The 11,959-nt window shown below is 60.5% G+C and carries 9 protein-coding genes; 1 reads left to right on the forward strand and 8 read right to left on the reverse strand.

From position 1 onward, the window contains the following. Window positions 1-58 precede the first annotated feature (58 nt). From A8C75_RS02190 to A8C75_RS02225, 8 genes are all read right to left on the reverse strand, one after another. Entirely contained in the window at window positions 59-1,786 is a 1,728-nt protein-coding gene (locus tag A8C75_RS02190; RefSeq protein ID WP_067377477.1) for an alpha-amylase family glycosyl hydrolase, read from the reverse strand. Between the two features lie 27 nt (window positions 1,787-1,813). Continuing rightward, complete coding sequence (locus A8C75_RS02195) at window positions 1,814-3,040, reverse strand: glycosyltransferase family protein (RefSeq protein ID WP_067377480.1); 1,227 nt, start codon at window positions 3,038-3,040, stop codon at window positions 1,814-1,816. A 21-nt stretch (window positions 3,041-3,061) separates the two neighbouring features. Beyond that, window positions 3,062-3,883, reverse strand: a complete 822-nt coding sequence (locus tag A8C75_RS02200; RefSeq protein ID WP_067377483.1) for an HAD-IIB family hydrolase — start codon at window positions 3,881-3,883, stop codon at window positions 3,062-3,064. 311 nt (window positions 3,884-4,194) lie between these two features. Beyond that, window positions 4,195-4,944 carry a FadR/GntR family transcriptional regulator gene (locus A8C75_RS02205; protein WP_067377486.1) on the reverse strand — a complete coding sequence of 250 codons (750 nt, stop codon included), beginning with the start codon at window positions 4,942-4,944 and terminating at the stop codon, window positions 4,195-4,197. Window positions 4,945-5,172: 228 nt separating this feature from the next. Further along, the gene (locus A8C75_RS02210) at window positions 5,173-5,949 is read right to left on the reverse strand and encodes an SDR family NAD(P)-dependent oxidoreductase (protein WP_067377489.1); all 777 of its coding nucleotides are present in this window, start codon (window positions 5,947-5,949) and stop codon (window positions 5,173-5,175) included. 69 nt (window positions 5,950-6,018) lie between these two features. Continuing rightward, entirely contained in the window at window positions 6,019-6,987 is a 969-nt protein-coding gene (kdgK, locus tag A8C75_RS02215) for a 2-dehydro-3-deoxygluconokinase (protein WP_067377492.1), read from the reverse strand. Then, window positions 6,984-9,161, reverse strand: coding sequence for a heparinase II/III domain-containing protein (locus tag A8C75_RS02220; RefSeq protein ID WP_227819818.1), 2,178 nt, complete (start codon window positions 9,159-9,161; stop codon window positions 6,984-6,986). Before A8C75_RS02220 ends, kdgK begins: the two co-directional genes overlap by 4 nt. Before the next feature lie 3 nt (window positions 9,162-9,164). Then, complete coding sequence (locus A8C75_RS02225; protein ID WP_067377498.1) at window positions 9,165-11,324, reverse strand: heparinase II/III domain-containing protein; 2,160 nt, start codon at window positions 11,322-11,324, stop codon at window positions 9,165-9,167. A gap of 299 nt (window positions 11,325-11,623) precedes the next feature. Between A8C75_RS02225 and A8C75_RS02230 the strand changes: the two genes are divergently transcribed. Next, window positions 11,624-11,956 carry a cupin domain-containing protein gene (locus A8C75_RS02230; RefSeq protein WP_067377501.1) on the forward strand — a complete coding sequence of 111 codons (333 nt, stop codon included), beginning with the start codon at window positions 11,624-11,626 and terminating at the stop codon, window positions 11,954-11,956. The last annotated feature ends 3 nt before the right edge of the window (window positions 11,957-11,959 follow it).

Raw genomic sequence — 11,959 nt, forward strand, 5'->3', positions numbered from 1 at the left:
TTGCGTGCAGTCCGACGGAGCAGTCTCAAGAGGCCACCTGCGGGTGGCCTCTTCATGTTCAGCTGCGGCGGTTGGACAGCCACAGATACTGATAGGGCATCAGCGTAATCTGCGCCATACGGTCGTTATGGGCCTCGCCGCTGATCAGATCGACCCAGTCATCGGTGGCGATCAGGTTGAGTTCGCTGAGGTTGAATGACTGCGGCTGGTCGCTGATGTTGTAGACCGCGAACAGGCTTTGACGACGATCGATGCTCTGACGCCAGAATGCAAACAGCGCCTCGCCGGTGTGCAGGGTGTACTGGGTAGCGTTGGGGTGAAACGCCGGTTGCTGACGGCGAAGGCGCAGCAGAGCGCGCATGGCATCAAACACGCGGGCGTGATGCGTGTCACCGATGAGTGCCTGTTGCAGCGCATCTTGCTGCCAGATATGGCGATTGATGGCGCGGTAGCTACCGGTATTTTCTACCCGTTCGTTGTCATTGCCCGTGGCCACCAGGCTGTGGATATAGTACGCCGGTATGCCCTCCAGCGCGGCCATGATGGCGGCGGCGCAGACAAAGCGGGCAAACTGCCACGGGTCCGGTCCCTGGCTGCTGGTGCCGCGCAGCGCATCCCACAGGCTGATATTGATCTCATAGGGCTTGGACTCGCCGCTGGCGGTGGTGCGGGCGCTGATACGGCCGCCAAAGCGCTGCAGGGTGGCGATGAGGCTTTGCAGCTCCCAGTCGCTCAGCAGTCCTTCGGCTGGCCGCAGGCCTATACCGTCGTGGGAGGCGATGAAGTTCAGGTAGGTGGTGCCGTGCTGTGCCGGTGGCATGGTCATAAGCCAGTTTTTCAGGTGGGTGCAGGAGCCGGTCAGCAGGGTATTGATCAGCAGGGGCGGCAGCGAAAAGTTGTAAATCAGGTGGGCTTCGTTGGCGTTGCCGAAATAGGTCAGGTTTTCCTGATTGGGAATATTGGTTTCGGTAATGATGACCGCGTCCGGGGCTAGGTGTTCGATCAGCAGGCGCAGCAGCCGGATCAGCTCATGGGTTTCGGGCAGGTTAACGCAGGGTGTGCCGGGGGTTTTCCACAGGAAGGCAACGGCATCGAGGCGGAACCAGCGAATGCCGTTGTCCAGATAGAGGCGAATGATTTTCAGAAATTCCAGCAGCACGCGGGGGTTCTGGAAGTTGAGATCCAGCTGGTCGTGGCTGAAGGTGCACCAGAGGTGACGCTCGCCGGCGGCTGTCTTGACCGCGCGCAGCAGCGGCGAGGTACGGGGCCGCACGACGGCGCTCAGATCGGTATCGGGCTCGGCTTCAACAAAGTAGCTGGCGCCGGGCTCTATGCCGGCCTTGTAGTTCTCGAACCAGAGGCTGCGGCTGGAGCAGTGGTTGATCACCAGGTCGCCCATGATCTTGACGTCCTGGCTGAGGCCGCTGATCTGTTCCCAGCTGCCCAGGGACGGATTCACCGTGGTGTAGTCCATCACGCTGAAGCCATCGTCCGAGCTGTAAGGGAAAAAGGGCAGCAGGTGCACCGTGGAGATGCAGCCATGCAGTTGCGTGCGCACGAAGCGGGTCAGGCTCTGCAGGGGCGCTTCGTGCTCGCTGCGCAGGCTGTCGCCATAGCTGATGAGCATGACGTCGCGCTCATCCCAGAGGTTGCGATGGGGGACAGGTGCGCTGGCGTCCGCTCCCAGGCCGAACTGCGCCAGGCACTGGTCAGCCAGTTCCATGACATCGCTTTGTGGATACAGCAGTTGCAGGTGTCCTGCGAGCCGTTGTTGCAGTGGTGTCATGGGCTGCTCCCTGGGTCTGGGTTGATTTTACCGGCGGCCGAATTCCGCCATATCGGCGTCGACGGCCGCGATCAGCTGTTGCTGTACGCCCGGAAAGGCGCTGCGAACCCGGTTCCAGCTGGAAATAAAAGGCGCCTCCATCGGGTTGTCGAGGAAGTGGGTGCCGGCCTTGACGATATTGCCGGCAAAGAGCTCGACCGCCTGTTCTTCCAGGTGGATGTCCAGCTTCAGGCCATTGATTTCGGCGTCATTGCGGTAGGTTTCGACGAAATCCAGTGCAATGCGGAAATAGGTCGCCTTGATGGTTCTGAAGGTTTCCTGATTGAAGACGATGCCATTGGTAGCCAGCTTGCGAAAGATGGCCTTGGTGATGTCGATCGACATCTTGGACAGCCCGGCTTCGTCTGAATCCAGCGACAGATCCTGGTGCTTGTGGTCGTAAACGTCGGCGATATCGACCTGACAGAGGCGGTTGTTGGAGTAGTTACGCGTCATTTCACTGAGCACGCCGATCTCCAGCCCCCAGTCGCTGGGAATGCGGATATCGTTCATTACATCGCGGCGGAAGGAGAACTCACCCGCCAGTGGATAGCGATAGCTGTCCAGGTACTCCAGGTAATCCAGATTGCCGAACACCTTTTTCAGCGCCCGCAGCAAGGGTGTGACCAGCAGCCGGCTGACGCGGCCGTTGATCTTGTGCTCGGCCACGCGGGCATAGAAGCCCTTGCAGAATTCGTAGTTGAAGTTGGGGTTGGCGACGGGATAGATCAGCCGAGCCAGCAGTTCGCGGTCGTAGGTGAGGATATCGCAGTCGTGCATGGCGATGGACTCCGCCCGGCCCGCGGCCAGGGTGTAGCCCATGCAGAACCAGACATTGCGGCCCTTGCCCGGCTGCTGCGGGGACAGTTCCTCGCCCTTGAGTGAGCGGTCGATGGCTCTAAGGCGCGGGCCGTCGTTCCAGAGCACCCGATGCGGCTGTGGCAGGGCCGAGAAAAATTCCAGCGCTGCGCGATACTGCTCTTCAGTGGCACGATCCAGGCCAATGATGATCTCAGACAGGTAGGGCACCTGTTTGAGATGGCGGAGTATATTGGGCATGGCCTCGCCTTCGAGCTCGGAATACAGGCACGGCAATATCAGCGCCATGGGGCGCGTTCTGGAGAAGGCCAGCAGCTCGCGCTCCAGCTCTTCGAGCGGCCGCTGAGACAGGTTATGCAGGGTGGTGATGATGCCGTTCTGGTAAAAATCGCCCATGGGGAATCCTTTTGTTGTGATCTAGGTACCAAGATCCAGCTGTTGCAGGGTGTTGAGGACAGCGTCATTCCAGCCCGCCGGCCCCTGCAGTCGAGTTAGCAGTACATCCTTGCGTTCCGGAATCGGCGGCGGGGAATGGGCGGGCGAGCGCACCAGCACCGGCAGGTCGGCTCTTTGCAACATGCCGATATCGTTGTCGCCATCACCCAGTGCCATGCACTTGATCGATTCGCCCCAAAGAGCCTGGTATTGCTCGATCAGCCAGGCCATGGCGTCAGCCTTGTCGCAGCGCCCCATGACATGGGTAAAGCGGCCGCCGCGCTGCACCTGAAAGTTCAGCAGTGACAGTTCAGAGGCAAAATCCTCAAGCGCGCCGCGGGAGTCTTCCCAGATCAGGGGCTCGGTAAATTGGCGGCTCATCGCCTGGCGGGCTGCATCGGGGTCCAGCCCCGTCAGGCTGGCGAGACGCTCGGCTGTCAGGGCGGCAAAGCCGGTAAAGCGATAACGGCGTGACAGCGGCTCCAGTGCCAGCAGAATCCGGCGGCGGCTGGGGCCAAAGGTCTTGCAGCGATAGCGCCCGTCGGGGTCCGTCGCCAGATCCGGTGCCAGGGGGGAGTCGAGGGGGATATAAACGGCGGCACCGTTCTCGACGACAAAGGGGTGTCTGTTGTCGAGCTGTTGGCGCAGAGGCTCAAGCTCCGCGAGTGTCTTGCTGGTGTTGAGCACCCAGGGTATTTGCAGCTGGCGCAGTCGCTGTAACGCAGGCTCTGCTGCCATAGCGCTGTAGCTGTAGTGATCCAGCAGGGTGCCATCGAGGTCTGTGGATATCAGTAATCGGGTCATGCTTATCCTGGCTCGTTGACCGACAGGGGCTGTCCGCGTTGAGTTAGATACAGCAAGTTAAGTGCCAGTGTTGCACAAGTGATGCGCAACCCCGCATCAGGGCCCTTCAGCGAAAGTTATCCACAGCTCAGGCCTAGTCGCGCCCTGAATTGGTGCGCAGACGGGACCGCTTTGGTTCGCTTTTATGGCGCCGGGGTGCAGCGATGATCAGGCGCCCAGATAGACGGACGGGCGTCTGTGCCCGCGGGCTGTTTCTCGAGAGGATGCTACGAGATGGGTCTATAAGACGGGAAGCAGGATACAGACGCTCTCTATACGGAGAGCGCGGCGGCTTCGAGTTTTTTCTGCTGTTCGTCGGGTGTCAGGCGATGCTTGTGGCTCTGCATCAGTGACAGGCTGGCCTGGCGGGCCTTGACGCTGTCGCCGGACATGATGGCCTCGTAGATGGCGCGATGTTCTTTCAGGCAAACGCCGCCTTCCTTGGACGAGAAGCGGATAAACCATTTGAACATGCTGGTCAGTACGTTGCCGAAGGGCACGTAGAAGCTGTTGCCGGTGGAAATGAAGATCATGCGATGGAACTGACTGTCGACAACTGTCCAGGCGTCCTGATCAAAGTTTTCCGATACTTCGACCATGCGGTGGAAAATGTTTGTCAGCTCAATACGCTGCTCCTTGGTGGCGCGCTCCGCTGTCAGGGCGGTAGCCTCGGGCTCGATAGCCCGGCGCAACTCAAGAAATTCCTGGTAGATATCGTCGGTCGTTTCGATGCTGGCGAGCCATTCCAGCAGCTGCACATCCAGCATGTTCCAGTGGGTACGGCAGCAAACGCGTGTGCCGACCTTGGGGCGGGACTCAACCATGCCTTTTGACGTGAGGAGCTTGATGGCTTCGCGCAGCGCGGTACGGCTGACGCCGAACTGCTGGCACATGGCGATTTCACCACCAATGATGGCGCCTTCCTTGACTTCGCCGGACAGGATTTTGACAGCTATCTCGCGGGCAACCTGAACATTAAGGTTGCGACTCGATCCCGAGATCAGTGCAAATTGCGCTGCCATGCCTTTACCTCAATTAATCATACAATATTGTAGGATTATACAGTCATAGGGTTCACAAGCGAAACCTTTCCAGCTGGCCGGGTCCGGGCCTGGAGGCCGGTAGGCGATCAGGGGCCCGGCAACCGGACCTGACGTTCGTCGGGGACCGGTGGCCGGGTGCACAGCGGCCCGAAGCAAGCTTGGGTCCTGTGCATTCCTGCAGGCAGTGCCCGCAGGAATGGGTGCTCATCAGGGGCACATCTGGCCGCCATTGACGTCCAGGATCTGGCCGGTGACATAACCGCTGGCCATATGGGACGCGAAAAACAGGTAGGACGGTGCACACTCATCGATAGTGCCGAAACGGCCCATGGCGATGGAGTTGGCGATATTGGTTTTCAACTCGGTGCTCTTGTCGTCATGGAAGGCGGTGTCGATCGTGCCCGGCGCGACTATATTGAAGCGGATATTGTCCTTGGTCAGTTCCTTGACCCAGTTGCGCTGGATGTTGTGCAGCCAGGCTTTGGATGCGCCGTAAAGGCTGGCACCCAGGCCACCGCCTTCGCGGCCGGCGATGGAACCGGTGCTGATCACACAGCTGGTCAGGCCACTTGCGGCGGCGGATGCACGCAGATGCGGGATCGCGAATTTGGTGACCATGATGACCGAACGGGCATTGAGGTTCATGACACGGTCGTAAAACTCATCGTCAATGTCTTCTGCCTTGGAGCGGCCACCAAGACCACCGGCATTGTTGATCAGCACATCGATACCGCCGAACTTGGCGACAAAATCCGCCACCATTTTTTCGCATTCGGCGCTTTTTGTGACGTCGGCCTGGAAGTAGGCGACTTCGCCGCCACATTCCTGCAGAGCGGCCAGGGCAGCAGTGGCGGTGGCATCGTTCTGGTGGCTGTTGATACCAACCCTGGCGCCGGCCTTGGCGAATGCAGCAGCAGCGGCGAAGCCGATACCTGCAGTGGAGCCGGTGACGAGAACGCGCTTGCCTTCGAGATCCTTAAACATGCTGGTTTCCTGTATCTGTGAATGTTGCTGGTTTATTTTGTCGTACAATAAGACATTATTGCGAGATGTTCAATCCCCCGTGCCTATTTCCGGCATTGCATCCCGGGGAATCAGCCCGCCGCGGTACTGAATAACGGTGCTGGCGATGCGGTGGCCCAGGGTGGCGCAGTCTGCTGGCGTGCAGCCGCCCTGCAAGCGGGCGGCCAGGTAGCCTGCACTGAAGGAATCGCCGGCGGCGGTGGTGTCGACCACAAGGTGTGGCTCTACGGCGATGGCGGCAATGCTCTGGCGGCCGGCGCTGGTTTCTACCAGGCAAGGCTCGTGGCCGCGCTTGAGGACGACTTCGCCGATGGCCAGGTCACGACAGCGGGCAAAGACCTGCTCGACATTGCTGTCGCCCCAGAGCATGCATTCGTCTTCGTAAGTGAGCAGGGCGATATCGGTAATCCGCAGCACCTGCTCATACCAGTGACGCGCCTGGGCGGCATCGCGCCACAGGCGCGGGCGGTAATTGTTGTCAAAGCAGACCCGGGCTCCATGGGCTCTGGCACGAACAAGCCACGCCAGCAGCTTGTGGCGGCTGGCATCCGGCAGTATCGCCAGGGAGATACCCGACAGGTAGAGGTAGTCAAAGCTGAGCAGGGACTCCAGCTGGGGGTCGAAAGCGTCGCCCTCCAGCAGCTGCCGCGCAGCGGATTCGCCCCGCCAGTAGGTGAAAGAGCGCTCACCGTTGGCGTCGACATCAATGTTATAGAGCCCGGGCAGCTTGCCGGGCAGGCGGCGTACATAGTCACAGCCGATGCCTTCCGCCTGCCACTGCTGCAGCATGGCCTGGCTGAAGCGATCGCTATCTCCCAGGGCTGTCACGTACTGCACCCTGTGGCCGTGTTCCCGGATCAGGCGCGCCAGATAGACGGCGGTATTCAGGGTGTCACCGGCAAAGCCCTGCACCATGGTGCCGTTGGCGTGCTGCTGAATCTCGATCATGCATTCGCCAATCAGGGCGATGCTGGCTTTCTTGTCCGTGGCTGCTGTCATGCTTCAGTCTCCGGGCGGGTGGCGAAGGCGCCGTTCCAGCGGTAGAGCTGGCCATTGAATTCCACGCTGTGGGGGCCTTCAACGTCGCTGCTGTTGCTCAGCATCACGACGAGGTTCTGGCCGGATCGGCGCTTAAGGCGCACCACCGAGGCTGCCTGGTTGTGACCGATGACCTCGACACGCTCGATATCGCCGCGGGCGTTTTCGGAGATTTCCATCGACTCGTCAAAATGGCCATGGGTTTCCAGTACCGTGGCAAACAGCTGATCCCGGCCACGGCTGCGGATGACAAGAGCCGGCTCGCTGCGCAGGTTGAATTGCGGGTCATTGGCGCCGATGCGGCAGAAAATGACGTCGCCACCGGCAGGCAGGGCGGTGCTGATGCTGTAGTAGCTGTGTCCCATCAGCCAGCTGACCTGCGCCGACTGTGTCTCGCCGCTGATGTGGCCGCGGCCCAGTTCCCACAGGTGCTGATAGCCATGGGCCGCGCCCAGCGCAGACAGCTGCGGACTGGCGCTGATGTCAAAATCCGTATGGATGATCTGCCCCTGGTAGTGCAGCGCATAGTCATACTGGTGCTCGGCGGTGCTGGTCAGGCGGTAGAGGTCGAGCAGTACCGGCGCCGAAAGACCCTCCAGCTGCAGCATCAATACGCTGCGCTGCATGTCCACACCCTCGTAGTAACCCTGGGCCCGGGCGCTGATGCCTTGGCCGGCGGGGTGGTCCGTGACGCAAAAATGCAGCTCGCCCCAGCGCTGCTCGGCGGTGGCGGTATCGCCGCGGTTCTGGCTCTGCTCATCCACCACCACGGTGTTGTGGGCGATGGTCTGTTTGCAGTAGCTCTTGTTTTCCGGGATGTAGCGGCCGCCAAACTTGGGCTCGATATTGACCCAGCGGCCGAAGCCATAGTCGTTCAGCACTTCCTGGGAACGGTTAAACCAGCTCAGGTGCAGGCCATCGAAGTGGCCGTGGTCAAGGGCGGCGTGCAGCTTGTGGTCGCTACCGTGCTGACCGAACCAGAGCAGCGCCATGTGCAGGTCATCGGTCTTGTCCTGATGCCGCAGTATCCCCAGGCCACCGCGCTCGCCTTCGGCGCCGTCGTTGAGAACAAAGCTGCCCCAGTTCAGTGGCATGGGGGCCTGGTCGCGGGCGGCGCGGGCGAGCTGCAGGCCCGCCGCACCAACCCAGACCTGCTGCTGATGCTGTGCCATGGCGACGAGCATGGGGTCGGCGCCGTAGCGCTGGTAACACAGGCTGGTGGCGATGATCAGCCCTTCGTCGCTGATGCCCATGGTCTTGGATGAGTCATTCAGCGCCGGCAGGGTACCGTCCGGGAAGGCGGTCGACATCAGGGCAAGGGAGGTGCGCTTGATGATCTGCTGCTTGACGTCATAGATCCGAACCTGGGGCTGGCGGCGTTCGATCGCCTCGGCGAACAGCAGCAGTGGGCGCAGCGCGAAACGGTGGTAGTAGGGGCCTTCCATGTAATAGCCATCGGGCGAAAACAGCTGTTCGAGCTGGGCCAGAAAACCGCCGCTGACGCTGTCGCCCTTGAGGCCATAGAGCGCCTTGTCGACGATGCCCTGGTCATTGATGGCATAGCCGCAGATACCCACGGCTGCGACTGCCCAGAGGCCGTGGTTGTGCACGATATCGAAATCGTGGGCGTAGGTTTCGGTAAACAGCTGCACCATTTCGCGGAACAGATTGTTCTCGATATGCAGGCGCTGCTCGGTATTCAGGCAGGCATGGACACAGCTGTAGGCATCGGAGGCGTAGAGCAACCACATGTTTTCGTTCAGTGTCTGGTGGAACAGGCGCCCCGGCGGGTTGGTATCCTTGCTGGTGTTGAGCCTGAGCTGCGGATAGACATCGGCATAGCGCTGCAGCATGTCGATCACGTAGTCGCGATAACGCGGCTCCTGGGTAATCAGCCAGAGCTTGCCGGCCAGGTGCAGGTGGATGTAGTTCTGCTTGTGGCGGTTGTGCTCATAGCCACCGGCTTCGCCGTGGCCTGGTACTTCAGGCGGGAGTTGCAGGTAGAGCTCCAGTGCCCTGATGTCACGCTTGATGGCGCGTCCCAGCAGGTCGTCCCGGGTCTCGGCGGCGTGCAGGTGCCGGCGCAGCTGGGCTGCTTCCTCGACGCTCATGAGCAATGGCTGATAGGTGTCCACGTATTACTCCTTATTTGTGACCACGGCGAAGTAACCCTGCCAGTGGTACTCAGTATTATTAAAGAACAGACGGTGCTCCGTGGTGGGGCATACGTCCGCCCTGTTGCTGATCATGAGCGTCATGAGAAAGGGCGCGCCTGCAGCCTCGCCGCGAATGGCCACGACCGAGCCCTGGTCGTTGTGGCCCAGAATGTCGATATGCTGCATGGCGCCCCGGGCGCCCTCGCAGTGCTCGCTGGCTTCATCAAACTGGCCGTGGGTCTCGAACAGCGAGGCAAACAGATGATCCCGGCCGTGCTGGCGCAGCAGCAGGCAGTCCTGGCGGCGCAGGTTAAAGGATGGATCATTGGCGCCGGTCTGGGCCAGGATCAGCTCGGCACCCTCGGCCGCGGCGAGCCAGGTGTGGAAGCAGTTGTCCTGCAGCCAGGTCAGGCTCAGGCACTGCGGCGTTGGGCCCCTGGCCAGGTCGAACAGGTGCTGATAGCCGTTGTCTGTGCCCAGTACGCGGCGCTCCGTCGGCTGCAAGTCGACGTTGCTGTGGGTGATCTGGCCCTGGTAGTGCACCGGGTAATCGTACTGGTGTGTCTGCTCCGAACTCAGGCGAAAGAGGTCGATCAGCAACGGGCTGGACAGCGCGTCCAGCTCGAGCAGCAGCACCGTGCGCTGCATGCCGACGCCGGCGTAATGCTGGTTGGCAAAGGCGCTCATGGCCTGTACCGGCCCGGTGCCGGAGAAAAAATGTCTTTCGCCGTGGTGGCTGTCGGCCAGGGCGACGTCGAATGCGTTCTGGCATCCCTGGTCGACCACCACGGTATTGTGGGCCACAGTCTGGCGCGCCCAGGATTTGTTCTCATCCAGGTAGCGGCCGCCGAACTTGGTTTCCACATTGACCCAGCGGCCAAAGCCGTATTCGCGCAGCACCTCCTGGTCGCGGCTGAACAGGGTCAGCCCCAGGGTATCGAAATGGCCGTGCCCCATACCGTGCTGACCGTAGTTCATCACCGCCTGGGTGATATCACCATGTTGGCGCTGGCGCAGAAAACCCTGGGCGCCGCGGTCCCCCTGCATGCCTTCGTTCAGCTCGACGCTGGGCCAGTACGGCCGTTGCTCCTGTTCAGATGGGGCCGCATCGACCGCCTGGGCCAGCTCGAAGGCGCAGGGGTAAAGCCAGACCTGACCCTGCTGGCGGGCCGTGCCCACCAGGGCATCGCAGTGGCCGTAGCGGGCATGGTGCACGGCGACGGCAATGACCACGCCTTCATCCTTTATATCCATGCTGAGGGAGGCATCGTTGAGCGCGGGAAAGCGGCCATTGGGGTAGCTGGTCATCAGCAGGGCCCTGATGGTCTTGCCGATGGCCTGGTCGTGGAAGCCATAAATGTCCAGCTCAGGGCGGTGCAGGTGCAGCGCCTCCGCAAACAGGCACAGGGGGCGAATCGCGAACCTGTGATAGTAGGGGCCTTCAATATAGTAGCCGGAAGGTGCGAACAGTCGCTTGATCTGTGCCAGGTAGCCGCCGCTGATACTGTCGCCCTCAAGCCCAAAAATGGCCTGATCCAGCACCCTGTCCTCGCCCAGTACCAGGGCGCAGATACCCACGGCGGCGACCGCCCAGAGCCCGTGGTTGTGGATGCGATCGAAGTCGTGGCGGTAGGTGACGGTGAACATCTCGATCATCGGATGGAAGATGTTGTTTTCGATCGCCTGCCGTTGGGTCTCGGGGAGGGTTTCGCGCACATGGCTGTAACCCAGTACGGCGTAAAGCAGCCACATGTGTTCGTTAAGAATCTGGTGAAACAGGCGCCCGGGCGGGTTGGTGTTTTTTTGCTGCTGGTAGGGCATGGCCGGGTAGCGCTCGGCGTAGAGCCCGAGGATCTCGGTGGCCAGGCGGGCATAGTCGCGGTTGCCGGTCATCTGGTAGAGGCGCCCGGCCGCTTCAATGGTGTGTGCGTTGTCCCTGTGGCGGTTGTGGGCGTAGCTGCCCGCTTCGCCATGCCCTGGCACATCCAGCTTTGCTTTGAGTGCAGGGTCTACGCGGGCCTGAAGCTGCGCCAGGCTGGTGGCAAAGAACCCATCGGCGGGCAGGTCCCCGGCAGTGATGAGGGCGCGTAGCGGGGCGATTTGAGTCCCGCTGAACAGCGGGTAGGAGTCGATTTCAGGCATGGGGCGCTCTTTCTTATAAGTATGTTTCGCTTATTTGTATTACAAAATTACTTGACGGTCAACTCCGGCACTCATTTCAGAAGGGTGGCATCTGGCGACAACATGCTTATTATTGCCTATATATTATTGTTATTTATGGGTTTTATGTTCTTTTTCAGCCTTGCGTTTGTGTGTCCAGGTCTGTGCTGATAGTGATTCAGGCAGACTATATTGTATTACAAGTTATTTTTGGGATACTATTTTGGCAATGTCTGTCAGGCGGCGGCGCTCCGGCTGCCCCATAATTGAAAGAGGATAAAATGAACGCATTTTTTCTGGATTCAGAGCACCCCTGGGAGGACCTGGGCGCCGGCATCAAGCGCAAGATTGTGGGCTACACCGATGAGCTGATGGCCGTACACGTATGCTTTGCCAAGGGAGCCGTGGGCGCGATTCATTCCCATGAGGAGCACGACCAGGTCGCCTTTGTGGTTGCCGGCAGCTTTGAAGTCAATGTGGATGGCGAAGTCCGTGTCCTGAGGGCAGGCGATGCCTATACGGCAGCGAAAAATCTGTCCCACGGTGCCCTGTCACTGGAGGATGGCAGTGTTCTGCTGGACGTGTTTTCGCCCCAGCGCAGGGAGTTTCTGTAGCCT

The sequence above is a fragment of the Marinobacterium aestuarii genome (assembly GCF_001651805.1).
Lineage (GTDB): Bacteria > Pseudomonadota > Gammaproteobacteria > Pseudomonadales > Balneatricaceae > Marinobacterium_A > Marinobacterium_A aestuarii.